Source organism: Corynebacterium sp. L4757 (assembly GCF_043673995.1).
Lineage (GTDB): Bacteria > Actinomycetota > Actinomycetes > Mycobacteriales > Mycobacteriaceae > Corynebacterium.
This window is the reverse complement of record NZ_JBIMEN010000004.1, coordinates 17,419-43,562: the sequence shown is the minus strand read 5'-3', so window position 1 is coordinate 43,562 and position 26,144 is coordinate 17,419. Positions and strand designations below refer to the sequence as shown.

Genomic DNA, 26,144 nt, shown 5'->3' with positions numbered 1-26,144 from the left:
CGCTATTCGGCGACGGCGACGTATTCTTCGCCGTCATCAAAGATGGTGTCAGTATGAGGGTCAATCTCATAAAGATCAGAGCCCAATTCTTGGCGGGCGACTTCCAGAGAGTGGTGGGTAACAATAGACATCCAAAAATGACCGGAAGTACCGAAGTAGCGACCCAGGCGTTGCGCGAGCTCTGGCAGCTGAGGGTTACTGCCGTTCAAAGCTTCGTCGAGTTGGTCTTCCGATATGCGGATGGCTGCCGCTAGCTCGGGCATGCTCATGTCGAAGCGATCAAGGAATTCTTCCTGCAGTAATTCGCGCAGCGAAGAGGGCACCTGCTTATCTACCTTCATATCAACTTTGTGGAGCTTAGCTTCAAAAGAGTTCGTCATGTTTTCTACCGTAGTGAAATTAGGGGAATCCGCCACGTTATAACGATTGCGTTACAGCAGGCAGACCGCAATTTTTGGATATATTTGAGCCTGATCTGAATGAAATATAAACGAGAAATTTAAAGTCCAATAACGGGCACATAACGCGGTTTCCAACCAGCGTGATGACACCTCCAGAACTTAGGGGCTCAAATCTACAAACGAGCATTGAGCGCCTAAACCGGACGTTAGTGAATTGCAAATTCGAAGATAGTACGTAATCCTCTGTTGAATTTTTAGGATTCCAGAAAAGCGGAATGGATAGGGAAAAGGCGATTACATACATTCACGAACATGCACAGCGCAACGATGTTATCGAAACGTGTTCATTTCCATTTATGTTTCAAACATGCGGTGGAGCTTAATCCAGAACGCAGATTAATACGAGAGCTCACGGCCGAAACTCGCGCCAAAATACCCCCTTTATGGGGGTTGGAAATTACGAGACTTGACCGGTTTTCGAGAGATGAAAAACGCAAGGAATGTTCTACAATATTTATCTCGTTTTCGACTTCGGCCTTGCTCGATAATTACATATCCGCAGGCAGATCGATTGCATCATACAATCAGTCAGGAACGCCGCCGAGCGAATGTGAGATCAAGATTCCGATTTGTCTCTTTGCCGCAATTACGAGACCGCCATTAACTCAATCCTGGGGCTCAACATTCGATGTGCGAAAAGCCGCTGAGTGTGCAGCAATCCTGATGGGCAGGAAGTACACAGCTGAGTACCATTGCGCCTACGTACGGCCACAGAGACGACAAAGTGCAGGTAGATGCCACCCACCTAACTGCACTGGAGATTGTTTTCAGCTATATACTCATCAACGGTATTGAAAAGGAGAACCGGATGATCGCGTGGCTAGAGAAGAATCAGATCCTTATGTACTTGGCCGCGCTTGTGGGCGGTTCCATAATTGGGCTGTCTGTTCCACAAAGTTCGGTGGTTTTTGAGCCCGCAATCAACCCTATCCTGGGTCTTTTGCTCTATTCGACCTTTCTAGCAGTACCCTTCAACCGGATTTCGGCCAGTTTTAAAGATCTCCGCTTTGTGCTGGTAATCACAAGCATTAACTTCCTTATCGCACCGGTTATTGTGTGGATTCTGACGCGTTTTATCGCAAGCGATCAGGTCTTATTAATTGGTGTCCTCTTTGTGCTCTTGGTGCCGTGCGTGGATTACGTCATCGTCTTTAGCCATCTGGCGGGTGCCGCACATGAGAAGTTATTATCAGCCACTCCCCTCTTGATGCTCGGACAAATGGTGATGCTGCCGGTCTATTTGTGGCTGATTGTAGGCTCGGAGTTCGTCCAAGCCATAGACTTCATGCCTTTCATAGAGGCTTTTCTGTTCTTAATCGTGGTTCCGCTGATTCTGGCGGCACTCACGCAGCAGGCAGCGCAGCGCTGGAAATGGGGCACGCGGCTCGCAAGCCTCATGTCTGATGCCATGGTTTTGTTGATGATGGCAACGTTGGCTGTCATCGTGGCATCACAGATTTCAGGCGTGGCCCATGAAATTACGCGTCTGGTCGCAGTGATTCCTATCTATATTGTATTCGCTGCCATCATGGCCTTCGTGGGAGCTGTGATCGCAAAAGCAGCCGGGCTGGATATTCCAGCCCGGCGTGCGGTTGTCTTTAGCGGCGTTACCCGAAATTCTTTGGTGATTTTGCCGCTGGTTCTAGCGCTTCCCCCAGAATTCGACTTGGCGCCCTTGGTGGTGGTTACTCAAACTCTGGTGGAGCTTCTCATCATGGTGGTGATGATTAAGGCAGTACCACGGATGATTAAGCAGGAAGCTTTTCCTGGTGATGAGCCTCAAGGTAGCTTGCGATAGCCAGGCGGTTAATAGCGGAACGGCTAATGATTCCTACCATCTCGCCATCATCGGTGGTGACGGGTACTTTCTTCAGGTTGGCATCGGAAAGCGCTGCTACTGCATCCGCGACCGTGGCCGTGTGCGGCAAGGAAATCACGTCCTTGGTTGCCAAGCGCATGACGTTAATCTCGCCGATTTCCTGCATGGCCTGCGCCAAGTCAGCGTCCGCGCCGATAGCGAAGGAGTAGATATTCGCCGAGGAAGGGTGAGCTGCAGAGAGGTAACGCAGGATATCGCCATCTGAAATGAATCCGACGAGGCGGTTGTCCTTATCAACGACTGGCGCACCTGAAATGCCCAGAGAAGTGAACTTGTACAGGGTCTCCAAGACTGTATTTGAGGAATTAACGGTGTAAACCTCATCCTTCATCAGTCCTGAAATGGTGCCCTCGGAGGTCTGAGCAACTTGTGGCTTGCGTGCGGAGTATGCGCGGATGGCCAGGAATACGCCGATGAGCGAGGTAATCACAACGAGGATGGTTGCGCCGCGGAAACCGGTGATGAGCGCATCTACTTCATTGACGCCAGATTCGATCTGGGAGGCGCTGACCATGCCATAGATACCAGCAGCCAGTGAAGTGCCCACTCCACCGGCAATCTGGAAGCTGGTGGAAATAACGGTCACACCATGCGGGCTGGATTCTTGGTCCAAGTGTGACAGCGCGAAAGTCTGGGATGGGCCGATCACGAATGCGGTGGCCAGGACAGCTGGAATGTAGAGCGCGCCGAAGATCAGCAAGGACTCCTGGCCTGCTGCAACGCCGACGAGTGCTACGAATACAGCCATGACGATGAAGCCGAGCGGGATGGACCAACGTCCGCCGAAGCGGTCGAAGAGCCGACCTGCAATTGGGCCAAGGACGACCGTCAACAAAATGCCAGGTGCCAAGGTCAAAGAAGCCGCCATGGGCGCGGTACCGCGTGCTGCTTGCAGAAACAGAGGGATAACCACGTTCATGGCGAAGACGAAGAGCAAGCCCAGCATTGTCATGAGGACGCCGCGGTTAAAAGCTGCTGACTTGAACGGACGCAAGTCAATCAGCGGATTATCAATGCGGTTTTGGCGACGGATAAATGCCCACAGGAAGAGCAAACCGATGACCAAGATGCCAACAGCCGCCAATAGGTTGCCGCCAAATGCGGCGTGCACACCATAAAGGATGCCCACCAGGGCAACCGCGATGAGAATGAAAGAAGTTACGTCCAAGACTGGGCGACCAAGGTCCACAACGGTGTAGAGAATCACCGCACCGGCAATCAGCACGATAAGCACGAGTGCGCCAAAGACCCACATCAGGATACGCCATGGGGCAATCGTGAGCAGTGCGCCGGATAGAACGATGGCCAGTGATGGGCCCAAGGTGGTCATCGCGGCCATGATGCCCATGTTCATGCCAAGCTTTTCGCGGGGAGAAACCGCGAGGGTGATATTCATACCGATTGGGGTGAGCAAGCCGGTGCCGATTGCTTGGAGCAAGCGGCCAATGAGCAGCACTGCGAAGTTTGGTGCGATGGCGCCAACAACGGAACCAATAACCATGATGGCGGTAACTGCCACGAAGAGATTACGGGTGGAAAAGCGGCGGTACAGCACATTGGCGACAGGCACGAACACTGCAGCTACCAGCAAATATCCGGTGGTCAGCCACTGTACGGTATTCACGTCTACGCCGAGATCACTCATGATGGGATCAAAGGCAACGTTGAGGAAAGTTTCATTGAAAGTGGCCAAAAATGCTGCGGCTGCAGCAATCGTAATCATCCAGCCTGGGGATGACTTAGGTTTTGGCCCACTGTGGGCATGGGTGGTTGCATCCATGGAGTCTCCTGACATTTAAGGCGTGTGTAGCTCGAGCGTGCCGTGTCAGAAGTCCTGGTTCCGGGGACTTCACGTGTCGTTTCGTCGAAGATGAAAAGAGAAGGATCTTCAGCTGAAGTAGTTCTGCTCTAGGCAGCTCTAACGCGAATCCTTCAATGGCCTTGTGTGGCCAAGCAATTAAGGTAGCAGAAATTTTGCATCCACATAAGCCGGGGAGCATTGCGGCAGCTTAAATCACAAAATCGCAGCGAAGTATGGTTTATCTTTTAACTATTGCACAAAGAAAGCTGCGTGCCTGAACCAAGAGGAAGCTCAAGGCACGCAGCCGCAAAGAAGCAATGAGAAATCTAACTTGCTAGCACCATGGAGTCGACGTTGTGGACCACACCGTACTTTGCGCGTTCGGTGCGCGCGTGGGTGCAAACGTAGAAGATGCCGGCGACAACACCCACTCCTGCTAGGACCGCATACATGGCGCCGAAACCAATCCAGGCAGATACCGCGCCGAGAATGATGGGGCCAAAGCCGAATCCGATGTCCACGAAGAGGAAGAGCGTGGAGAATGCGGTACCGAATTCGCTTTTATCCACCACGCCCACGGCGATGGATTGAACCGCTGGCATGAGGGTGCCATAGCCCAAACCAGCCAAGACGCCTGCGACAACTACATGCCAATTGGCAGTGGACAAAGACAAGACAACAAAGGAGATAACAAAGAAGATGAGGCCGAAGTAGACCACAATATTGTCACCGCGGCGGTCCTGTAATTTACCCAAGAAAGAGCGCATCACGAACATGGAGATTGCGTAGGCGATAAAGAAAAGGCCAGCGCCAGCAACGACGTTGCGTTCTTCAGCAAAGGCATTGATGTGCGCGATGACGCCCGAGTAGGCAAAGCCCACGAGCAAAATGAAGATTCCGATAGGGACGATCTTCGGGTTCACGATAGATTTCAGGCTAAACTTCACTGGCTCACCAGTTTGTTCAGGCTCTGAAGTGCGGACGTACATGAACACTGAGGCGATCAACGAAATAATGGAAATGCCTAAGACGACGACAAAGAGCATGTCATAGTCGAATGCGCCCAGCACGAAGAGCGCCAAGGCTGGGCCCAGAGCAGCAGAAACGGTCGTACCGAGCGCCAGGTATCCGGTGCCCTCAGATCGACGCTGGGATGGGATTAGTTCTTGCACCATCGCCATAATCGCTGTCACGGAGAAGGCATAGCCCACACCATGGAAAAATCGGTTGGCATAAAGCACAGGTAGAGAATCAATCGGGATGTATAACGCACAGGCAATCGTCGTGCAGATGACAGAAATCAGCACGATGGTGCGGCGGCCGAAGCGGTCAATAATATAACCCGAGAAGAAGCGGGAGAAGATCGCACCAATCACAATCGCGCTGGATGCAAAGCCAGCTTGCGTTTCATTCGCGCCAAATTCCTTGATGGCATACAGCGCCATCGTGGTGATCAAAAAGTAGAACACCAAAAATTGCAGGAAATTGGCCACCCACCCCATGGCAAAGAGTGGCGTAAAAAGTTTGACCTTTTCAGTTGTGGGCACGGTTCTCCTTCTCAAATACGAATTGCATCATGCAAATAGCCTGCATAATAAGCTAGCCCCCTTTATTGCATCATGCAACCGCGCTGATAGGATACATTCTAGATAAAGATTCACCCCTTCAAGGAGCGAGATTCACACATCATGCCCGCAGATGCCCCCGAACCGGAAAAGCCTGATCCACACGAGCAGGATTTAGACCAGGTTCTAGATCATATCGCCTATGAGATTATCTTGCTGACGCGTTATGCAGTCCAGAATCTGCCAGCGATTAAGCGTGAGACGATCATGGACCGCAGCGCGCTGATTCTGCTCACTCGCATGAACGCGCAGGGCCCGATGACTGTTAATGAGCTCGCTGAAGCTTTCGGTTTGAACGTGTCCACGGTGCATCGGCAGTTAAAGGCGGCTATTGCTAATGACCTCATCGAGGTTATTGAAGACGCGGATGCCCCAGCGAAGCTGCACCGCCCCTCCCCTCATGGGCTGGAGATGCTCGCTCGGGAGCTGGCGGCGCGCCGCGAAGACTTAATTAAGATTTACGCTGATTGGGATGAAGAAGATATCGCAGCACTCGCCAGGCTGCTCTCCAAGCACAACCAAAGCTTGGAGTCCTATATTGAGCTACCTTGGCCGCGTAACGCTTAAACATTCTCAGAAAAGATTCAAGCGTTAAAGGTGACAGAAAAGACAGCAGGAGCTTTGCTTGCCGATGGCCCCCTAACTCTTTTTCGCAACGCTGGACTTCAGGTACAGCTGCCCGAAGCCGGGAACTTCGAATTCAATGCTTTGCGCAGTTCAAACGGGAAAAATGAATTCTGTTAGCCTGGGGTTTATGGCTATGAAAGCAAGGCGCACCAAGTTAAATGAATACACCGTCACCAACCGCGATGGCACCTCACTGAAGGTCTCCCCCGCATGGCACCCCGGGTGCATTTTCACCGGGCGAGCTCTTGCAAGCGGCACTCTTGGGTTGTGCCTCGCTTTCGGCGGATGCGCAGCTGGCACACATGCTGGGCGAGGATTTTGAGGCGGAGGCTTCAGTAAAGTCCGCGGAAGAAGATAACTTCATCACCGATATGCTCTTTGAGCTGACCATTAAGGCTGATGAACTGGATGAAGCAGAGCGCGAGAAGGTTATTAATGCGGCGGCGAAGAAGATTGAGCGCTTGTGCATCGTCAAGCGTTCCATTTCACGAGGTATTAATACTGAAAGCGATATTTCTATTAACTAAGACGCTAAAGGTCCCGGCTAGCTCTTCGACAGGGAGATAGCCGGGACTCTTGCGCGCCGATGTTAGGAGTTGAGGTTCTTGAGCGCCTGCTCAACTCGGGCGGTGGCTTCATCGGAGATATCTGCCATTGGTGCACATGGCGAACCGATTGGGAATCCTTGCAGGTCCATGCCCTTCTTTACAGCTGCGATGAAAGGCTCAGAAATCATCGCGTCAATAACTGGGTAGACCTTGGTCCAAGCATCGAGGCCTTCGGCGAGCTTTCCTTCTTGGATGAGCTTGACCACGGCGACGATTTCTTCTGGGGTGACATTCGCCGCGCCGGACAGGACACCGGCAGCGCCTTCGACGAGCGCGCTGTAGATGTAGCTGTCCCAACCGATGATGGTATCCAACACATCAGAGTGGTGGTGAATGAGCTGCAGTGCCTGCTCCCAGTTGGCGGACGAGTCCTTAATATAGTGGATATTATCGAACTCACGCGCCAGGCTGCCGGCAGTATCGGCATCGAGGTTCACACCGGTCGCGCCCGGAATGTTGTAGAGTATCACTGGCAATTCGACTTCATCTGCCACGGTGCGAATGTAGGTAAGCGTCTCGTCCAAGCTCAGTGGCTCATAGTATGGGGTGACCAGCATGAGTACATCTGCGCCAGAGGCTTGTGCTTTCTTGGACAGTCGGATGGCTTCGCGGGTGGTGGTTGCACCGGTCTGTGCCACGACTGGCACGCGTCCAGCAGTGTGGGAAACTACGGTATCGACCAACTGAATGCGCTCCTCGCTGCTCAGCGATGCAAATTCACCGGTGGATCCACCAGCGACAACACCGTTGACACCGCCGTTGATGGAGCGGTCAACGACCTTCTTCAACAGGTCAACATCGATGTCCTCAGTGCCGGTGAAAGGGGTGGACAAAGCGGTCAGTACGCCGCGAAGTTCTACTTTTTTGCTCATGTTTTCTCCTTGAAAATCTGTATTTAGGCTGCTGGAAGTGTGTCTGCAGCAGATGCGTCAGCAGACGATGTGTCTGCATGGGTTGCTGCCAGGGTGGTGTTGCGTGGCTGGTTTTCACGAGCAAGCAAGCTAGCTGCGCGTTGTGCTGCAGTAAACGCCGAGGTAATGGCAGTTTCCGTGTATAGCGAACCGAGGTAGTCACCGGCCAGGAATACGCGCTCTTCTGGCTTCATCAGGGTTTTGCAATTTCGCGCGACCTGGGAAGCAATACGGTGCACCGAGCTCCCAACGCTGGATGTGGGATTCTTCGATCATGTTTTCAAAGCCCGGCAGCACCACGGACAGGTCTTTGATGTAGGTGTCAGTCATCTGTCCATCGGTAAGCGGAAGCAAGTTATTTGCCAACGTTGCCGGAGAAAAGCACATGATGGACCCACCCGGCTGGCGGGAGGTCTCCGGACCGCGAACGATATTGCCCATGTTCAACGTGACAGCCATAGATCGATTCGGTGTAGCGATGCCATATGCACTGTCCCAGACCTGCGGGGTGGTCTCATCGGTCAAGAATGCGCCGGCCACGTAGGAACCGTACTGCACTTTACCCAAGGCTTCACGCAGTTCAGGACGAAGATCAACACCAATCTTATGAGAAACAGTAGCTGGCGTTGCCATGATGACTGTGCGGGCAGAAACTTCCTTCTCCACGCCATCTTGTTCAAAGCGAGCCACGACATGGTCCTTGTGCTGAGTGACCTCGTGGACCTGCGCGCCGGTATCAATACGGTCGCGCAATGCGGCAGCGATGGTTTCGGTCAACGTGGACGGGCCGCCCAGGATGGACTTGGACAGGCCCTGTCCAATATTCCAGACCAAGGAGAAGTCGCCAATGCCTGCACCAGCGGAAATCTCATCCGGGTCACCCGCGGAACGGGTCACCGTTGGGGTGAAGAGAGGCTGCCGTTACCGGATTCACTGTCTTTGAGTTGCCGAAGCATATCCGGGAGGCGCCGAAACTGCACCGCTTTGGTAACGAATATGAAGAATACGCCAACTGCTAGCGCGAAATATGCGAGTGGATTCCAAATCCAGTCACTGACCGTAGTCAAAAGATTCATGAACATTTCCATCCGATTGGTGACAAACGTCACGGAGGGTTACCTAATGTTATACATATCTCCGCATAAGTCAAGTAGTTTTTGAAATCCTTATAGAGACTGCGGAAGATTCAACTTTCTTTCACCAAAGACTTGTATTCCACCACACTTTCTATACATCTTTGTGGTCACACATCACATATCAGTCGATTTTTCGGTGATGTACTTCACGTGTCCCAATTCATCTGACACCCGCACGAGGACACAATCTCATGTCACACAAAAGGCGCGCCGCACTGGAAAGCCCCAGCACGGCGCGCCCTAAAGGAAAGGACGATCAACCACCCCTTATTTCATTTTTGATTCTGCCCCTCAGCTAAAATTAATTCAGCCTTGAGAATCGCGGACATCAACTCCACGCTCAGCAAAGGCTTTAAAATCCCCCATGTGCATTCTCTGTTGTTTGCGGAAAGACCCTTTCATTAAGGGGGCAAGTAATTTCATGAATGCACTATCGAAGCGGTATTCACTGTCGCTTTCCCATAACGTTCGATCTGGTTCCAGTTCATTGAACCTGTCTTTGGAAATACTCCACATGCCCTCGGCTTGCAGCTCTCGGTCATAGTAGACAGTCTCTGAGGATTTCAGATCGTTTAAATCTTTCGGGTCCTGGCGCACTACTTTTTCGGTGGCCTCCATGGTCTGCCCGCCGGTATCGAAAACGATACGCGAGACAGTTCCTACCTCCCCGTGCTGACCGTTCATCGGTTCATGGGAGACTAGGCCACGCAGCTACTTCGGGATGGTGGTGAAGTCCGATATCAACCGGACGACCTCGCCGCGTGGTAAATCAATCTCAATGTGCTCAGTGTATTTCAAGTTCCGGCCTTACCTTTAGGTCCACTGCTTGAATTGCTCGAGCGAAACCTCATCCAGCCACTTTTGCCACAGCGGGCCGAAGGTAACGCGGCGAACCCCGATTTCCTTTAACGCAGTTATATCTCCTGCGCTGTGGCCCTTGACTGGGTGCGCGGTGACGTTGACCGGAATAGATACGGCATCCACGAGTTCCTTGACCTGTTCATCAGTACTCAGTGCCACTGGGTACACCGAACGGGCACCAGCTTCCTGCATGAGGCGGATTCGCTTTTCAGCTTCTCCCAGTGGGTCTTCAAAGATCGCGGTACCCAGCTTCATCGCATCGGTGCGTCCGTTAATAACGAAATCCACTCCGGCAGCATCAGCCGCCTGGCGTGCGGCAGCAATGTAGTCAGCGTGCTCTTGGGCATCCCGCACGCGGTCATTCTCGCGGTAGACCACATCCTCGATATTGGCGCCAACGGCACCAGCTTCAATGAGGCGCTCAATAAGTTCAGCAGGTTCAAGACCATAACCAGATTCCACATCAACGGAAACCGGGATATTCACCGTGGCGGTGATCTTCCTGACCACGTCGAGGTAATCAGCAAAGTCCATATTCTCACCATCGGAGCTACCGGTGGCATCAGCAACAGGGTGACTGCCAACCGTCAGTCCTTCGAAACCTGCCTTTTCTACCAAGTCTGCGGACCACGTGTCCCAGGCAGTGGGTAGAACAAGAAGTTTTCCGGATTCATGTGCTTGGGCGAATGTCGTTGCAAGTGCTTTTACGTCGGTCATTTACGTGCTCCTTAGAACGGGTTGTGACCGCCACTGTACCTAAATCAATGGCCACGGGAATTGACGGTGAGACGTGGGCTGTGGCAAGTATGGCAGCCGTGAAATCCGTGACGCACGTCGTTGCAGCGCTTCAATTTCTATCGGGTGAAGTAATTCCTCTAGTTCCTCCGGCACATGCTCCATGAGTGGCTCGACTGCCTCAACTAGATCATCGGGAATCGAATAACCACCGAATTCCCAAATCACCGTGCGCAGCTTCGGCGGAACGGAAAAGCACAGGCCGTGGTCAATGCCCCAAATATGGTTGCCGTCGAGCAGAACGTGGCCTGATTTGCGGTCCGTGTTATTGCACAGCAAATCAAACACAGCCATGCGAATGAACTGTTCATGCAGGTCTTCCCTACTATCCACCAGAGGAAAGTAGTGTTCTCCACCATTATGAATGAACCACTGAAAAGACCCCACCCCAGCGGGCGCATCATGGCGAATCACCGTCGGTGGCACCACATGCCAGCCCAAGTATTCACTCAAGACAAATGCTGCACGTTCCCGTTTATATAGTCCCGGCGGAAAATCCCACAGTGGCTGCTCACCGGCCTCAGGTTTATAAACGGCCCAGCCGTAGGCATCATCTAATTCAAAGTCCACAACAAAGCCGATGTTGCTGGACTCCACGAGCTGCTGGACAATGCCCATCTCACCGAATTGCATCAGCTCCAGCTCACGCTCAAAAGGTGGCGTAATCACTGTGCTCCATCTTTCGGAGCTGCATCTTTCGGACGCAAATACGCCAATGAACCCGTGCGCGAGTTGGTCACCAGCATTCTCATACCGTCCTTGGTGAATTCCACGGCAGAAATCGAGGCAGTATCGATATGTATGCGCTGGAAAGAATCCAGCGGAGTTCCCACAAAATGCGCAACCGCGGCTTTGATGGTGTCCGCATGGCTAAAAGCAGCGACGACCTCACCAGGATGCGCGCTCGCGATTTCTTCGATGCCATCAACCATGCGTTGCTGCATCTCTACGAAACTCTCACCTTCAGGAAAACGGAAGGTCGATGGTGAGTTTTGTACTTCCTTCCACTCAGGAAGCTTATTAAGCTCACTCAGCTTCTTTCCTGTCCAGGCCCCGAAATCGCACTCGATGAGGGAATCCGCAAGCTGTGCTTTTAAACCTTGCGCGTCAATCGTCGGTGCGGCGGTCTCCTGCGCCCTTAACATGGGCGATGAATAAATCGCTGACAGCTCCAGCCCCTCAATCCGCTGTGCCACATCCCGGGCTTGCTCTTGCCCGCGATCAGCCAAATGCAATCCTGGCGCGCGGCCTGGCAAAACTTGCCCTGTCGTCGGTGTTTGTCCATGACGAATAAGCAGAATAATCGTCGATGGCCCAGCTTCTTTACTAGCTGTTGTGGTGGATTCGGACGCCTGACTCATGCCATGCAGCATACCTATAGGAATTGAACTGCACCCCGCGCGGAAGTTTTTGATTAGGGTTGGGAGTGTGAGTCTTCCACCAAATCTTTCCACAGTCGGTGAGCTGAAGGCCGCCGGCTACGCACACCGTTCTTTGCGCGCCGAAATCCGCGATAACCTTCTGGACAAGCTGCGCGAGGGTCAAGATCCCTGGCCTGGTCTCCATGGTCTGGAGCACACGGTCATCCCGCAGGTTGAGCGCGCGCTCATTGCTGGTCATGACATTGTGCTTTTGGGCGAGCGCGGCCAGGGTAAGACGCGCCTCTTGCGTTCTCTGACTGAACTGCTTGATGAATGGGTTCCGGTCATCGCTGATTCTGAATTGCGCGAGGATCCTTTTAACCCCATCACAGATGCATCAAAGAAGCGCGCCGAAGCCGAAGGGGATGCTCTTCCTATTACCTGGCTGCGCCGCGAGGACCGCTATGCGGAGAAACTAGCCACCCCGGATACCTCTGTTGCTGACCTTATTGGTGACATTGACCCCATGCGTGTGGCCGAAGGCCGTCGCCTGGGTGATCCTGAAACCATTCACTATGGCCTGATTCCGCGCTCTAACCGCGGCATTGTTGCCATCAATGAGCTTCCTGACTTGGCTGAACGTATTCAGGTATCCATGCTGAATGTGATGGAAGAACGCGATGTTCAGATTCGCGGTTATATGCTTCGGCTTCCATTGGATGTGCTGGTGGTGGCGTCTGCGAACCCTGAGGATTACACCAACCGTGGCCGCATTATTACCCCGCTCAAGGATCGCTTCGGGGCTGAAATCCGCACGCACTACCCGCTCTCCTTAGAGGATGAGGTTGCTGTGATTCGCCAGGAAGCCCAGCTGGTTGCAGAAGTGCCCGACATTCTGCTGGAGATTCTGGCCCGTTATACCCGTGCTTTGCGTGAATCCTCCGCAGTCAATCAACGTGCCGGTGTGTCCGCGCGTTTTGCTATTGCTGGCGCGGAAACCATTGCTGCTGCCGCATTACACCGCGCCACCGTTCGCGGCGAAGATACCGCTGTTGCCCGATTAGTTGATGTTGAATCGGCAGTAGAAGTACTGGGCGGCAAGATTGAATTCGAGTCGGGCGAGGAAGGCCGTGAATGGGATATTTTGGAGTATCTTCTGCGCACTTCGACTGCTGAGGCTGTCCGCTCGACCTTGCGCACGCTGGACTTCAACCCACTCATTGCCGCTTTAGATGGCAGCATCACGGTGACCACCAGCGCAAGTATTTCCGCCGCCGATTTCTTGGCCAATCTCCCTGAGTTGGGCGAGACCACGTTATATGACGATATTGCCGATGCATTCGGCGCTACTAGTGAAGGCGCCCGCGCCGGTGCGATTGAGCTGGCGTTGGAAGGCCTGTTCCTCTCCCGGAAGATTGCTAAGGACTCCGGCGAGGGCGAAACCATTTACGGTTAAGGAGTTTAATCCGCCATGCCACACCCTATTGGTCCGCGTCGTAGCCGCTATGGACGTTATACCGGCGGTGCGGATCCGCTTGCCCCGCCGGTCGATCTTTCCGACGCGCTGCGCGATATCGCTGATGACATCATGGCGGGATACTCCCCTGAGCAGGCGCTACGGGAGTACCTGCGTCGTGGCGCGAAAGGCCAGGACGGTTTTGATGAATTAGCGTGGCAGGCAGCCCAGCGTCGGCAAGAGCTCTTGCAGAAGAGCAACCTCGGCGGCACGTTGCAGGAGGTTAAAGCATTGCTTGACGATGCCCTCTTGCTGGAGCGTGCTCAGCTTGCCCGCGATATTGATATGGATGACACCGATCGTGCTTTTCGCGAAATGCAGATTCAGAACCTGCCCGACTCCACCGCCGCTGCTGTCTCAGAGCTCAATAACTATGACTGGCAGTCATCCGATGCCCGTCAAAAATTTGAGCAGATTCGGGATCTTTTAGGCCGAGAAATGCTGGATCAGCAATTCGCCGGCATGAAGCAAGCACTGGAAGGCGCCACCGAAGAAGAAAAAGCCACCATTGCTGAAATGCTGCGCGACTTAAATGAGCTCTTGGCTAAGCACCGCCGCGATGAAGATACTCCGGCTGATTTTGCTCATTTCATGTCCAAGCACGGTGAGCAGTTTCCTGAGAACCCGCGCAATATTAATGAACTCATTGATATTTTGGCGCAACGTTCGGCTGCTGCCCAGCGCATGCTCAATTCAATGTCGGAGGAACAGCGCAATGAATTGATGCAGCTGTCCTCCCAAGCCTTCGGGTCGCCGGAATTGCAGGATCTGCTCGGTGATCTGGCTGGCAATTTACAAGGCCTGCGGCCCGAGCTGGATTGGTCTAGTTCGGAAAACTTCTCCGGTGAGGAAGGCATGGGTCTGGGCGATGGCACCGGAGCTATGCAGGACCTTGCCGAGTTGGATCGCTTGGCAGAGCAGCTTCGCCATGACCAGTCAGATTTGGACCTGGAAGCCTTGCGCCGCCAGCTTGGTGATGACGCCGCAATCTCTGCGGACATGCTCAATAAGATCGACCGCGCCATGCGCGATAGCGGTCTGTTGCGCCGCACCCCGGACGGCACACTCAAACTCAGCCCGCAGGCAATGCGCCGGCTCGGTAAGTCCTTACTGGACAGCGCGACAGAACAGCTTTCTCCACGCTCCGGCACCCGTGATTCGCGTCTGACTGGTGCGACTGGTGAGCAAACGGGGGCCTCTCGCCCTTATGAATTTGGTGATACTCAGCCCTGGGATGTCACCCAGACAATCACGAATGCTATTCAACGCACCGCCGGCACCGGTGACAAGCTAAAGCTGACGGTTAATGACATAGAAGTGGTGGAAACCGAACAACGTACCCTAAATGCTGTCGCCCTTTTGGTGGACACCAGTTATTCAATGGCAGCCGAGGGCCGCTGGGTGCCGATGAAGCAAACAGCGCTAGCCCTGCACCATCTGATTAGCACCCGTTTCCGCAATGATGAACTGGCCCTTATTACTTTTGGCCGCAATGCCATGACTATGGCTATTGAGGAGCTCACTGGTCTTCCACCTGTCCAGGAACAAGGTACCAACTTGCACCATGCATTGTTGCTGGCTGAACGTTTCTTCGCACGATTTCCGTCGATGCAGCCCACACTGCTGATTGTCACCGATGGCGAGCCCACCGCCTATCTGCAGCCCGATGGCCGTGCCTGGTTCAACTGGCCAACCGACCAGCAAACGATGTACTCCACTGTCACCCAGTTAGAGAAAGTCACCAAACGTGGCACCCGCACGACATTCTTCCGCCTCGGTCATGATCATGGACTGGAGAATTTCCTCAACCAGCTCGCCGACCGTGTTGGCGGCCGCGTGGTTGCTCCTGACTTGGATGGCCTTGGCGCTGCTGTGGTTGATGAGTACCTTAATTACCGTTTCTAATAGGATCCTCGGGCACTGGAGCTGGCCAGATTGTAGGAAAACGATCCTGCTTTCAAAGTGGTGGCATAATTGGAGATCAGTCTTCAACTCCATATAGCTATCCCCCTCAACGAAGGTGAGAGCGCATGTCACGCCCAATCCACTTTGAAATTGAAGCATTCGATGTCCGCAAAGCCCTTGACTTCTACGCCGCCGCTTTTGGCTGGACATACGAGGATTATTCCGAATACGCCCAGCGCCCTTACTTCGGTGTCATCACTGGTCCCGAGGATAGCCCAGGTATCAATGGCGCGATCATGGAACGTGAGAAAGACTCCGCCCCGCCATCGCCAGAAAATTCCTCCAATGGTGCGGTCCTGACCATGGGAGTTGTCAGTTTCGATATCACTGCCAGAAAGATTGCGGCAGCCGGAGGAAAAGTCGTCGTTGAAAAATACGCACTGCCTGGCATGGCGTGGCAAGGCTATTTCCGCGACACCGATGGCAATGTCTTCGGCATCCACGAGCCGGATGAAAACGCCGTATATCCAAGCTATTTGAAGTAGGCAGTAAACATATCAATGGCGACTACCACGCCAATTATTGCCGGGACCCAATCAACCTTTCGGATCGCCGCTGGGTTCATCCTGCTGGCTATGGCTTTAGCCTCCCCCATCGGGTTTCTCGTAGCGCTTCCGCAAGGACAGTACGGGATCACTACTTTCGTCGGTTTTATCATCACAATCCTCGACATCGTAGTTGCGCTGTCGCTCAATTCGGTTCTCCACAGCGGCGGCAAAATTCTAGCTAACTGGGCGGCCCTACTGAGAATTCTCTATTCCATCGGGCTACTAACTGCGACGATCGTGCTCATCATCGGCCGTCACGGCAATACCTTTGTCAAAATTTGAGACTATAGCCTGGGTATCTTCGGCTTGCACCTGCTCCTCGCAGGTATAGCGATGCGCCGCTCGCGAGAGCTACCCACGCTCATCAGCATTTTGCTGATAGTCGCAGGTGTGGGTTATGCATTCGACTCCGCAATGACAATCGCGGATATCGATACGCTCAGCTTGGGTGAATTCACTTTGGTGTGGTTGCTGTGGACAGGCTTTCGCCTACAGAAGCGGAAAAGACTCACTCCCCACGGGGCGCCCCGAAGTGCTTCCCCGAGTGATGTTGTTGAGCCAGGAAAATCAATGCATCAGTAAGAGTACTTCGCAGCGTCGTCCCCAGAGCCATCATCCGAATCAGATCGGTGGCGGAAGCAGCCCCATCCAAGGTAGCTATATCAGTTTCAGCGATCCTATTAGCCCCCGCAGCGTACTCAGATAAAGAATTCATCGGCGAACTCAAGTTTTGGTTTGACAGTTCTTGAAGTGCATTAAGTGCTTTGCGATAGGCCTCTGATTCTTTATGGACCATCCACCCCTGCTTCTTAATCTCAGCATCCAGCAGTTCCTGAACTTCGGAAGATACGGCCTCAGGGACGACCTCGCGCACCAGCGCCCCTTGAACTTTCCCCATTGCCTTATGGGGATTTCCCCCATCATCTACTGATTTCAAGACTTCACCAATAGTAGACAACGGCAGCTGGGCAATCTTGGACAAACTACGTACTAGACGAATGCGTTCAATATGAGACTCATCGTAGAGAGCTTGGTTCGAATTCGTTAACTTCCCTTGCTGAACCAATCCTTCGCGCAGGTAGAACTTAATAGTGGAAACACTGACACCAGTTACTCGAGACAGCTCTGCCATCCGGATACCCGCTGGACTTTCGGCATGTTCGGTAGCCAACATGTGCTCCTCCTTCCCAAACAAAAGTTGCATATACCTGCATTCTATTTAAGTTAGAGTAACATGACTTAAAACCCGACATAGATAGCTATACTATCCATTTTAGTATTTAGACTAAAGGAATCTCATGAGTTGGATTTCTGTTTTAACTATCCTGGTCACAGGATTTTTCGGCGCCTCCGAGTTCGGCTCATCCGCATTTGTGCACCCCGTCATTCGCCAGCTGGAACCAGATCAGCAGCTGCGCTTCGAGAAAGGCCTACTCAAAACTTTCCGGCGTATCATGCCCATCGGGATGACCTTAGGCGTCGTTTTAGGCATAGCTCTAGCTATCCATCACACAAATTACTTCACCATCTCTGCTGCTCTCGCATTAATTATGGCGCTGGTTGTTACCATTTTCGGCAACGTTCCCATCAATGTTAAAACCGGCAGGATTGAAACCACCACCGCGACCAAAGAATTCATGGAAATGCGCCGGCGCTGGGACCGCTACCAAATAATCTGCGGTTCTTTGCAAGTCCTTGGTTTCATCCTGGTGGTCTTGGGCGTTGCCATCGTATGAGCGGCTTAAGTTTCACGGCGGTGGCATCGGCAAGCAAAAGCTCAGCGTGCATTCGCCGACCTAGTCTCCCTGCAGTACATTAGGACTTTTGGTAGTCGCTAATCTCGTTGTTTTGGAGCCATAGTTTCATGACCGCCGTATCCGTCCCTGCTACTAATAGCAATCGATATCGCCCACAACCCTCAGTCTTAACTGCATTGAAATCACCGCGGATTTTGCTGCGGGAAGCTCTCGCCGGCCTGGTAGTGGCGCTGGCACTTATTCCGGAAGCAATTTCCTTCTCCATTATCGCGGGCGTAGACCCAATGGTTGGTCTGTATTCCTCCTTCATCATGGCGATGACCATTGCGGTGGTGGGTGGCCGTCCCGCCATGATTTCTGCGGCAACCGGTGCTGTGGCCCTAGTGGTCGCACCCGTTGTGCGCGAATACGGCCTGGATTACCTCATCGCAACCGTTCTACTTGCCGGCGTGCTGCAAATTGTCCTGGCTGTGCTGGGGGTAGCCAAGCTGATGCGCTTTATCCCGCGCAGCGTCATGGTCGGATTCGTTAACTCCTTAGCAATTCTGATTTTTATGGCCCAACTCCCCGAACTCATCGACGTCTCCTGGGCGGTATATCCCCTCTTTGCCCTGGGTATTGTCATCTTGGTTTTCTTCCCAAAGCTCACCAAGGCTATTCCGGCGCCGCTGATTACCATCGTGATCATTACCGCCATCGTGGCTTTCTTCGCTATTTCCGTGCCAACCGTTGGTGATAAGGGAGAGCTACCCAGCAGCCTGCCTTCGTTAATTATCCCAGATGTACCTCTTACTTGGGAGACCCTAACGATTATCGCCCCTTATGCCCTGGCTATGGCGCTGGTTGGTTTGATGGAGTCCTTGATGACCGCCAAGTTGGTGGATGAGGTTACAGATACCCATTCCAATAAGACTCGTGAAAGTTGGGGCCAAGGTGTAGCCAATATTGCGTCGGGCATGTTCGGCGGCATGGGTGGCTGCGCAATGATTGGTCAGACCATGATCAATGTGAAGGCTTCCGGTGCACGCACGCGAATCTCAACCTTCTTGGCCGGTGCCTTCCTGCTGATTCTCATCGTGGTTTTAGGCGACTTGGTAGCAACTATTCCCATGGCGGCACTGGTGGCAATCATGGTGATGGTTTCTGTTGGCACTTTTGATTGGCACTCCATCAAGCCTTCAACGCTCAAGCGCATGCCAAAGAGCGAAACTGCCATCATGCTCATCACCGTCGCCGTAGTCGTGCCAACAGAGAACCTCGCCATCGGCGTTGTGGTTGGTGTCTTTGCTGCCAGCGTGATGTTTGTCCGCCGCGTCGCGCACCTCATTTCCGTCCGCCGTGAGGTCAAAGAAGTCGATGGCGCCGACGTTGCCTATTACGCCGTGGAAGGCCAACTGCTCTTCGCCTCCAGCAACGATTTGACCACGATGTTTGAATACACCGCTGACCCAAAACGCGTCATTATTGATATGAGCAAGTCCCACATTTGGGATGCTTCCACCGTGGCGGCGCTCGATGCTATCGAAACTAAATACGACCAACAAGACAAGCGTGTGGAGTTTGTCGGCATGAATGAATTCACCACTGAATTCTACTCACGTCTGACCGGTTCGCTGGGAGAAAGCTAAATCTTTGTCGTTGCAGCTTGCGGATCTGAGATCTTCCGCAGCGCGAGATACGCCACCAGTGGCAGTGCGATCAGCGGGAGCAGCGCATATTCCAAGCCAATGTGGTCTGCCAGCCAACCAATGAGCGGTGTTGCAATGCCGCCAACTGAGACCGCAAGGCCCAAGGTCACGCCACTGGCAGTGCTCATATGGTTGGGCAAGAAGTCTTGGCCCAAAGTGACCTGCAGTGAGAATGGCACATACAGGGTAAGCGCCGTGAGGATGATAAATACCCACGCTAATGGCCCAGGAATTAGGAATAAACAGGCCAACATCGGGATGGACAGCAAGTAGGAACCGCGCAAAATAGCCGTTCTATCCCAGCGTCGTGCCAGGTGTCCACCGATGGCCGTGCCAAACGCGCCCATGATGTAGAAGATAAAGAGCGAGGCATTCGCAATATTTTCTGGCACGCCCCGGAATTCGTGCATGAAAAGCACAATGAACGTACCAATACCGACAAAGACAATGGAGCGGCAAACAATCGCGATACCCATCAGCCCGAACGATGCCCAATCATCGCGGTGCTCCTGTCTGCGCTTGCCCTTATTGACCGTGGCAGCGCCATAGCGGTTAAGCACAAGCGTCGCCACCGTGCCGGTTAATGCCGGGATAATAAGTAGCGGCGTGGCAGATAGCCCAAAGACACCAATAGTGATGGCCACAATTAAAGGCCCCAGGGCGAAACCAAAGTTACCGCCGAGCGAGTACCACGACATCAAAACATGGTCCCCACCACTGACCTCACGGGCGCGACTGGCACTAGCCGGGTGGAAAGCCGCCACACCAATGCCGGCGGCAGATGCCAGCGCCGCCACAGCCCAATATGAATCCACCAAGCCAATCGCCGCGATACCGGCGCCAGAAAGCATCACGCTGACTGGAATCAGCCAGCGCATGCGCCACTTATCCCCCATAATGCCAAGCACCGGCTGAATAATCGATGAGACCAGGGAAAACGTCAGCATAATGCCCGCTGCCTCAGCGTAGCTATAGCCACCTTCGAGAACGAGGAAAGGCATCAGCGCCGCAATTGCGCCTTGGGCAAAATCGACCGTTGTATGCCCATAGGAAATCAGTAATGATCCCCGGCGCGCTTGCTTTGAGCTTGTCACAACCATGAATCCATCATGGCCTACCGCTGCCCTCACCGCACCGATTGGGGCGGGAAGTGCCTAGGGGCTCTTCCCGTTAGAGTTCGAACTCTTCAACAAGCTTTCGCACTCGGGCATCAATATCCTCGCGGATAAGACGCATCCTTTCCATGCCCTCGATGCCGCGTGCCGATGGCTCATCTGTCTCCCACCGTTCCAGACTTCCACGGGCATCAGTTGGAAAATCTAGTTGGGCATCTTTACCCAAGATGACAGTCCTGTCGACCTCTCGCAGCAATTCCGGGTCGATTGCTTTGGGCTGTCCATTCGACATATCAGCGCCTACTTCAGCGATTGCGTCCACAGATTGTGCGTTGAGTTTGCTGCCTGGTTTCGTTCCGGCTGAATGAATTTCAAGACGTTCTCTAGCATGAAGCTGTGCCAGGGCGGCAGCCATCTGGGACTTGCCGCCATTGCCGACACAAATGAAAAGGACTTTGGGACGAGTTGTCATGAGAGTACTGACTCCTTCGAAGATGAGGCAGGAACGGTGGGATCATTCGGGAAGAGCTTGGGAGCAATTTTCAGCATGACATAAACCAATGCGATGAGCACTGGCACTTCAATCAGCGGGCCGATGGTTCCTGCGAGAGCTTGACCAGAGGAAACCCCGAACGTGGCGATGGAGACCGCGATAGCCAATTCGAAGTTATTACCAGCGGCGGTAAAGGACACCGACGCAGATTGCGCGTAATTCATGCCTGTCGCGCGGGAAACAAACAGGGCGATAAAGAACATTCCGGTGAAGTAGACCAACAGCGGCAACGCTAGGCGTGCGACAGCCCACGGCTGCTCCATGATCTGATCTCCTTGCAGGGCAAAGAGCAACACGATGGTAAACAACAGGCCAATCAAGGATAATGGCGAAATCGCCGGCAAGAACTTATTTTGATACCAATTTCGGCCTTTGATTTTCTCTCCAATTGTGCGCGAGAGCAGGCCTGCCAACAATGGGATGCCCAGGAACACGACCACTGAGACCATGATTGTCCAGAATGAAAATTCGGCCGATGTGGTTTCCAAGCCCAGCCAGGATGGAAGAACCTGCAGGTAAAACCACCCGAGAACACCAAACATCAATACCTGGAAAACAGAGTTGATTGCCACCAAGACTGCCGTTGCTTCACGGTCCGCGCAGGAGAGGTCCGACCAGACCAGCACCATAGCAATGCAGCGCGCCAGCCCTACGATAATCAATCCAGTGCGTAGCTCCGGCTGATCAGGCAGGAAAATCCAGGCCAGCGCAAACATAAACGCTGGGCCCACAATCCAGTTCAAGAAAAGCGACACCACCATCAGGCGCTTATCTGTGGCAATCTCAATTGTTTTATCAAAACGCACCTTGGCCAGCGGCGGGTACATCATGACAAAGAGGCCGATAGCGATAGGAATAGAAATATCACCAATCTCTATGGCATTAAGTGTATCCCCCAAAACTGGAATTGTGCGCCCCAGAATCAAGCCAAGCACCATGGCAATAAGAATCCAGATTCCCAGATACCGGTCTAGAAATGACATGCCTCGCGTATTTCCCTGAAGAGAAATCTCCGGTTCAACCTGCTGCAACTTGGCCATATTGTCTCCCACACTTTTACATATAGATGAACTTCTATATAAAGGGTACTTTTCCCATAGACCCACGTCAATATAGACTGGATACATGGCTTCCCCTCAACTGCTCCCACTCACAGATCTCTCCGAATGCTGCTCGCTGGGCTCCGGTCCGCTGACGGAAGATGAAGCCACCCGTTATGCAGCGCTATTTAAAGTCTTAGCCGAGCCCGTGCGACTGCAAATCCTCTCCCGCCTTGCCGCCGATGGCTGTGGCCCCGGCACCGTCAATGACATCACCGAAAGCGTCGGCTTGACTCAACCAACGGTCTCCCATCACCTAAGGAAGCTCACCGAAGCCGGCCTCCTTGAACGCTCCCAGCAGGGACGCACCGTCACCCACACGATTCGCCCCGAGTTCTTTGCCGAATTACGCACGGTCTTACAAATGGACTAACTCAGAAACTCGAGTTACCAACAGCAAATAGATAGAAACCCTGCATACTTCGGTGCGTTCTGGAAAACTAAACACATGATTGTTCCTGGTGATTTCCACATCGATATGGCAAAGGTCGTTGCCTCGCGCCCCAGCTTAGGCACCAAGCTTGCAACAGATGTCAGTGAGATTTTTGGCCATATGCTCGGTGACAGAAAATCAGTTATCAACCCGGAAATCGAGATTTGGACTGAGACGGTAGCAGAAGATCTCCGTGCTCGCATTGAGGACGATCCGAAGCCAGGCACAAGCCTTGGGCAGTGGGAAAAGCTAGATTTACAATTGCGAGACGCCCCCGATGCCGTTTTGCTACTCGCTGCAGAACTAGTATTTCTACGTGAGCACCCGGTGCGAAACTCAAGACCGTCCACCCGCCGTTCGCATGTTGAAGGCATACTTACGATGCTCAAAACCCCTGCTACTCTCCCCAACCTTATGCAGGAATGCTTAGCTCGCCCCTCCAACCAGTCCGGTTTTAGGAGTGGACAAGGCTATAACGGTCAGCTCTGGAAACACCTCATCTGGTCAACACGCTTTATCAAGCATATTTCGCTGTTAGACGACTCCAAACGGTCGTTGCTTCAACAAGACGGATGGCGATTTCAAGAGACCCTATTGTCTCTAGATCATGATCTTCCAGATATTCGCAATGCATTTCAGTTCCTTGCACATCCGGATGAATTCGAAGTAATATCTTCTGCGAAAACGAAGGCTGAAATTCAGCTCGGGTTCTCTTCTCTGATCGACGGAATCACTGGTAACGACCCTAAATCAATTGACCGTGATTTACTTCGGATTCGATCCTCGTTAGCTGAAGAGTTAAAGGTTCAATTTCATTTCTGGTCACCCGGTGTCATTGAGCAATGGCAACCTGAAAACAAAGTAAATCAAGCTGAACGCTCTTCCAGTTTCTCCGCTTCCTCCGACGTGGCTGAACCTCGTCAACGACGCTACTGGGTGTACGCTCCTGGTGAGCAAGCTTCGAAATGGGCTGAGTTTTCCGATGAAGGAATAATGGCCATTGGCTGGCCCGAACTAGGTAAACTATCTGATTACGAATCACGTGAAGAAATTCGAGTGAAGCTAACGGAGGAAAACCCCGGCACCCGTAGAACAAACGAAGCCAAAATAGTATGGGATTTCCACAATGAAATGGCAATCGGCGATATCGTCTACGCCAAACTCGGCAGAGCAAAGATTCTCGGACGCGGTGTGGTTTCCTCAAATCCCCGGTATTTAGAAGACTCCCCTCTATACCCACATATCCGCTCTGTCGACTGGGACTACATTGGCGAATGGGACTACCCGGGTACCGCCCCTATGAAGACCCTCACCGATATCTCTCAGAATATCGATGTAATTGAGCAGCTCGAGGCTTCAATTGTCGAGGACTCCGAACTGATAGAACCTGTCATTAATGAAAAGCCAGAAAAATACGACCAAAGCGATTTCTTAGGCGAAGTATACGTCGATGAGACTCAGTACGACCGCCTCCGCGGCCTAGTAAAAAGAAAGAAGAATGTTATCCTCGCTGGCCCTCCTGGCGTCGGCAAGACCTTTGCGGCAAAAAGACTGGCGTATTCGATCATGGGTGAAAAAGATCCTGCCCGAATAAGGATGGTTCAATTTCACCAGAGCTACTCATACGAAGATCTCATGATGGGCTACCGCCCCAATGAATCGGGTGGCTTCAGCCTAGTCGAAGGCCATTTCTACCGGTTCTGCAAAGAGGCAATCGATGATCCAGATCGCCCCTATTTCTTCATTATCGACGAAATCAACCGAGGCAATATTTCGAAGATTTTCGGAGAACTCCTCATGCTCATAGAAGCAGATAAACGCGGGCAGGCAATAAGACTTCAGTATAAGAAGGAAGACTTCTACGTTCCAGCCAACCTCCATATCATCGGGATGATGAACACGGCAGACCGCAGCCTAGCGGTACTGGACTATGCCCTTCGCCGGCGCTTTGGGTTCTTCCACATGAAACCAGGTTTCGACTCTGAGGGTTTCCGCGAAAAGCAAAATGAAATCGGCAACAACAAGCTAAACGCATTAGTCAACGTGATTTCTGAACTCAATCACGACATCGCCGATGATCCTAGCCTAGGCGAAGGATTTGCTGTCGGGCATAGCTTCTTATCTACCCCTGCGGATGAGCCTGGAAAACCACTGGAGCCAAATGGAATTGATACATGGCTCTATTCAGTCGTTGAAGATGAACTCGTCCCGTTGATGGAAGAGTATTGGTTCGACGAGCCTGATACTGCCAATATTTGGGCGGATAAACTCCGCGACGCGGTCCAATGAGACAGAGCCCTATCTTGATTCAGAATGTGTACGTGATGCTCGCGTACGCCTTCGGGGCGCTTCGACATGGAGAACCAGAAAAGGTCGGTAAGGAAAACTTTGAAAACCTCCATGACCTCTTATCTGAGATTCTTATCCGTGGCGTAAATCGTCAGGTTAAACGCGGACTGTTTCGTGATTATCTACCGCAGACTAAAGAGCTGACTACTGTCCGCGGCCGTATTGACGTGACCCAGACCTTGACTAGGAGTTCCCATACCCGTGGTCGTCTCATTTGCCAGTTCGATGAGTATCTTCCCGATGTGCCCCACAACCGCGTACTGAAGTCCGTCATCGCACTTCTCATTAAGAGCGGCGAAGTCCAAGCCTCACGCCGAAAGGCGCTGCATCGTCTGCTGCCGTATCTGGAAGATGTCACGCTCATTTCCCCTTCTTCAATACAATGGAAAGACCTGCACTACCACCAGGCGAATGCCAGCTACCGAATGTTGCTCGGTGTTTGCGAACTCATCGTCCGTGGGATGCTTCCGAACAAAGAATCTGGAAACGTGAAACTAGGTTCTTGGTTATCTGAAGAAGCGATGAGCACGCTTTATGAAAGATTTCTCCGCCAATTTTTCACTTTCCACTACCCAGAATTCAAGCCTTCTGCATCCAAAGTGAATTGGGACTACAACGTAGAAAGCGCGGTAGGTACTCACCAGTTACCTGCAATGCGAACCGACTTAACGCTGCGCCATGGCTCTCGCACACTCATCATTGATGCCAAGTACTACAGCAAATCCATGCAACGCCACAAATACGGGTCCAAATCGACCATTCACTCTGGACACCTGTACCAAGTACTTTCATACGTCAAGAATCAAGACGTCCACCAAACAGGTCATGTCAGCGGCCTATTGCTATATGCCCAGACAAATTCTGATACACAACCGGGACTCGATGTGGTTGTCCAAGGAAATCGGATTGGTGCGCAAGCGCTTAACCTCAACACCCCTTGGCCCGAGCTACGCTCACAGCTCGATAGTCTCACCGAGTGGCTTAAAATCTAGCCGATCTATCCCCTTAACATCCGTTCGCGTTGCGGACATCACACTGCCACAATTGCCGTGAAT

At 52.7% G+C, this 26,144-nt stretch carries 27 protein-coding genes; 13 read left to right on the top strand and 14 right to left on the bottom strand.

Going from position 1 to position 26,144, the window contains the following annotated elements; genetic code table 11:
- Positions 1–2: 2 nt before the first annotated feature.
- Positions 3–380, bottom strand: coding sequence for a HigA family addiction module antitoxin (locus ACG98I_RS06390; RefSeq protein ID WP_394719537.1), 378 nt, complete (start codon positions 378–380; stop codon positions 3–5).
- Positions 381–1,185: 805 nt separating this feature from the next.
- Between ACG98I_RS06390 and ACG98I_RS06385 the strand changes: the two genes are divergently transcribed.
- Positions 1,186–2,259: an arsenic resistance protein gene (locus ACG98I_RS06385; RefSeq protein ID WP_394719538.1), complete on the top strand. Its 1,074-nt coding sequence runs from the start codon at positions 1,186–1,188 to the stop codon at positions 2,257–2,259.
- On the opposite strand, the gene ACG98I_RS06380 is transcribed toward ACG98I_RS06385, so the two are convergent.
- Entirely contained in the window at positions 2,210–4,120 is a 1,911-nt protein-coding gene (locus tag ACG98I_RS06380) for an MFS transporter (RefSeq protein WP_394719539.1), read from the bottom strand. The two genes, ACG98I_RS06385 and ACG98I_RS06380, sit on opposite strands and share 50 nt — an antisense overlap.
- A gap of 347 nt (positions 4,121–4,467) precedes the next feature.
- Positions 4,468–5,643, bottom strand: a complete 1,176-nt coding sequence (locus ACG98I_RS06375) for an MFS transporter (RefSeq protein ID WP_394719588.1) — start codon at positions 5,641–5,643, stop codon at positions 4,468–4,470.
- A 186-nt stretch (positions 5,644–5,829) separates the two neighbouring features.
- Here ACG98I_RS06375 and ACG98I_RS06370 point away from each other — a divergent pair, with 186 nt between their 5' ends.
- Together ACG98I_RS06370 and ACG98I_RS06365 are read left to right on the top strand one after the other, a co-directional pair.
- On the top strand, positions 5,830–6,333 hold the full coding sequence (locus ACG98I_RS06370) for a MarR family winged helix-turn-helix transcriptional regulator (RefSeq protein ID WP_394719540.1): 504 nt from the start codon (positions 5,830–5,832) through the stop codon (positions 6,331–6,333).
- Positions 6,334–6,638: 305 nt separating this feature from the next.
- Positions 6,639–6,920 carry an OsmC family protein gene (locus ACG98I_RS06365; protein ID WP_394719541.1) on the top strand — a complete coding sequence of 94 codons (282 nt, stop codon included), beginning with the start codon at positions 6,639–6,641 and terminating at the stop codon, positions 6,918–6,920.
- A 62-nt stretch (positions 6,921–6,982) separates the two neighbouring features.
- Here ACG98I_RS06365 and dapA read toward each other — a convergent pair whose 3' ends face one another.
- The 7 genes from dapA to ACG98I_RS06330 form a co-directional block, all read right to left on the bottom strand.
- The gene (gene dapA / locus ACG98I_RS06360; RefSeq protein ID WP_394719542.1) at positions 6,983–7,873 is read right to left on the bottom strand and encodes a 4-hydroxy-tetrahydrodipicolinate synthase; all 891 of its coding nucleotides are present in this window, start codon (positions 7,871–7,873) and stop codon (positions 6,983–6,985) included.
- Positions 7,874–7,896: 23 nt separating this feature from the next.
- Positions 7,897–8,106, bottom strand: coding sequence for a hypothetical protein (locus ACG98I_RS06355; RefSeq protein WP_394719543.1), 210 nt, complete (start codon positions 8,104–8,106; stop codon positions 7,897–7,899).
- A complete protein-coding gene (locus ACG98I_RS06350) occupies positions 8,072–8,809 on the bottom strand; it encodes an FAD-dependent oxidoreductase (protein ID WP_394719544.1) in 738 nt (245 codons plus the stop codon). Before ACG98I_RS06350 ends, ACG98I_RS06355 begins: the two co-directional genes overlap by 35 nt.
- 545 nt (positions 8,810–9,354) lie before the next feature.
- Entirely contained in the window at positions 9,355–9,732 is a 378-nt protein-coding gene (locus ACG98I_RS06345) for an SRPBCC family protein (RefSeq protein WP_394719545.1), read from the bottom strand.
- Between the two features lie 129 nt (positions 9,733–9,861).
- Positions 9,862–10,626 carry an isocitrate lyase/phosphoenolpyruvate mutase family protein gene (locus ACG98I_RS06340; protein ID WP_394719546.1) on the bottom strand — a complete coding sequence of 255 codons (765 nt, stop codon included), beginning with the start codon at positions 10,624–10,626 and terminating at the stop codon, positions 9,862–9,864.
- A 39-nt stretch (positions 10,627–10,665) separates the two neighbouring features.
- Complete coding sequence (locus ACG98I_RS06335; protein ID WP_394719548.1) at positions 10,666–11,373, bottom strand: SCO1664 family protein; 708 nt, start codon at positions 11,371–11,373, stop codon at positions 10,666–10,668.
- Entirely contained in the window at positions 11,370–12,077 is a 708-nt protein-coding gene (locus tag ACG98I_RS06330) for an MSMEG_4193 family putative phosphomutase (protein WP_394719549.1), read from the bottom strand. The genes ACG98I_RS06335 and ACG98I_RS06330 overlap by 4 nt, the downstream gene beginning before the upstream one ends.
- Positions 12,078–12,132: 55 nt before the next feature.
- Here ACG98I_RS06330 and ACG98I_RS06325 point away from each other — a divergent pair, with 55 nt between their 5' ends.
- From ACG98I_RS06325 to ACG98I_RS06305, 5 genes are all read left to right on the top strand, one after another.
- On the top strand, positions 12,133–13,521 hold the full coding sequence (locus ACG98I_RS06325; RefSeq protein WP_394719550.1) for a sigma 54-interacting transcriptional regulator: 1,389 nt from the start codon (positions 12,133–12,135) through the stop codon (positions 13,519–13,521).
- Between the two features lie 15 nt (positions 13,522–13,536).
- Complete coding sequence (locus tag ACG98I_RS06320; RefSeq protein ID WP_394719551.1) at positions 13,537–15,486, top strand: hypothetical protein; 1,950 nt, start codon at positions 13,537–13,539, stop codon at positions 15,484–15,486.
- 125 nt (positions 15,487–15,611) lie between these two features.
- Positions 15,612–16,031 (top strand): VOC family protein, encoded by a 420-nt coding sequence (locus tag ACG98I_RS06315; RefSeq protein ID WP_394719553.1) that lies wholly within the window; start codon positions 15,612–15,614, stop codon positions 16,029–16,031.
- Between the two features lie 15 nt (positions 16,032–16,046).
- Positions 16,047–16,376, top strand: coding sequence for a hypothetical protein (locus tag ACG98I_RS06310; protein ID WP_394719554.1), 330 nt, complete (start codon positions 16,047–16,049; stop codon positions 16,374–16,376).
- 9 nt (positions 16,377–16,385) lie between these two features.
- Positions 16,386–16,676 carry a DUF4386 family protein gene (locus ACG98I_RS06305; protein WP_394732551.1) on the top strand — a complete coding sequence of 97 codons (291 nt, stop codon included), beginning with the start codon at positions 16,386–16,388 and terminating at the stop codon, positions 16,674–16,676.
- Here the strand turns inward: ACG98I_RS06305 and ACG98I_RS06300 are convergent.
- Positions 16,603–17,268 carry a MerR family transcriptional regulator gene (locus tag ACG98I_RS06300; protein WP_394719555.1) on the bottom strand — a complete coding sequence of 222 codons (666 nt, stop codon included), beginning with the start codon at positions 17,266–17,268 and terminating at the stop codon, positions 16,603–16,605. The genes ACG98I_RS06305 and ACG98I_RS06300 overlap by 74 nt on opposite strands.
- A gap of 124 nt (positions 17,269–17,392) precedes the next feature.
- Between ACG98I_RS06300 and ACG98I_RS06295 the strand changes: the two genes are divergently transcribed.
- Entirely contained in the window at positions 17,393–17,830 is a 438-nt protein-coding gene (locus ACG98I_RS06295) for an anthrone oxygenase family protein (protein ID WP_394719556.1), read from the top strand.
- A 128-nt stretch (positions 17,831–17,958) separates the two neighbouring features.
- Positions 17,959–19,479, top strand: a complete 1,521-nt coding sequence (locus ACG98I_RS06290) for a SulP family inorganic anion transporter (protein WP_394719557.1) — start codon at positions 17,959–17,961, stop codon at positions 19,477–19,479.
- Here ACG98I_RS06290 and ACG98I_RS06285 read toward each other — a convergent pair.
- From ACG98I_RS06285 to arsB, 3 genes are all read right to left on the bottom strand, one after another.
- Positions 19,476–20,633, bottom strand: a complete 1,158-nt coding sequence (locus tag ACG98I_RS06285; protein ID WP_394719558.1) for an MFS transporter — start codon at positions 20,631–20,633, stop codon at positions 19,476–19,478. The two genes, ACG98I_RS06290 and ACG98I_RS06285, sit on opposite strands and share 4 nt — an antisense overlap.
- A 76-nt stretch (positions 20,634–20,709) precedes the next feature.
- Complete coding sequence (locus tag ACG98I_RS06280; RefSeq protein ID WP_394719559.1) at positions 20,710–21,126, bottom strand: low molecular weight phosphatase family protein; 417 nt, start codon at positions 21,124–21,126, stop codon at positions 20,710–20,712.
- The gene (gene arsB, locus ACG98I_RS06275; protein WP_394719560.1) at positions 21,123–22,190 is read right to left on the bottom strand and encodes an ACR3 family arsenite efflux transporter; all 1,068 of its coding nucleotides are present in this window, start codon (positions 22,188–22,190) and stop codon (positions 21,123–21,125) included. Before arsB ends, ACG98I_RS06280 begins: the two co-directional genes overlap by 4 nt.
- Positions 22,191–22,332: 142 nt before the next feature.
- Between arsB and ACG98I_RS06270 the strand changes: the two genes are divergently transcribed.
- The 3 genes from ACG98I_RS06270 (at position 22,333) to mcrC (ending at position 26,081) form a co-directional block, all read left to right on the top strand.
- Positions 22,333–22,680, top strand: a complete 348-nt coding sequence (locus ACG98I_RS06270) for an ArsR/SmtB family transcription factor (protein ID WP_394719561.1) — start codon at positions 22,333–22,335, stop codon at positions 22,678–22,680.
- Positions 22,681–22,755: 75 nt separating this feature from the next.
- Positions 22,756–25,029, top strand: coding sequence for an AAA family ATPase (locus tag ACG98I_RS06265; protein ID WP_394719562.1), 2,274 nt, complete (start codon positions 22,756–22,758; stop codon positions 25,027–25,029).
- Positions 25,026–26,081, top strand: a complete 1,056-nt coding sequence (gene mcrC, locus ACG98I_RS06260; protein ID WP_394719563.1) for a 5-methylcytosine-specific restriction endonuclease system specificity protein McrC — start codon at positions 25,026–25,028, stop codon at positions 26,079–26,081. The genes ACG98I_RS06265 and mcrC overlap by 4 nt, the downstream gene beginning before the upstream one ends.
- Positions 26,082–26,144: the final 63 nt, after the last annotated feature.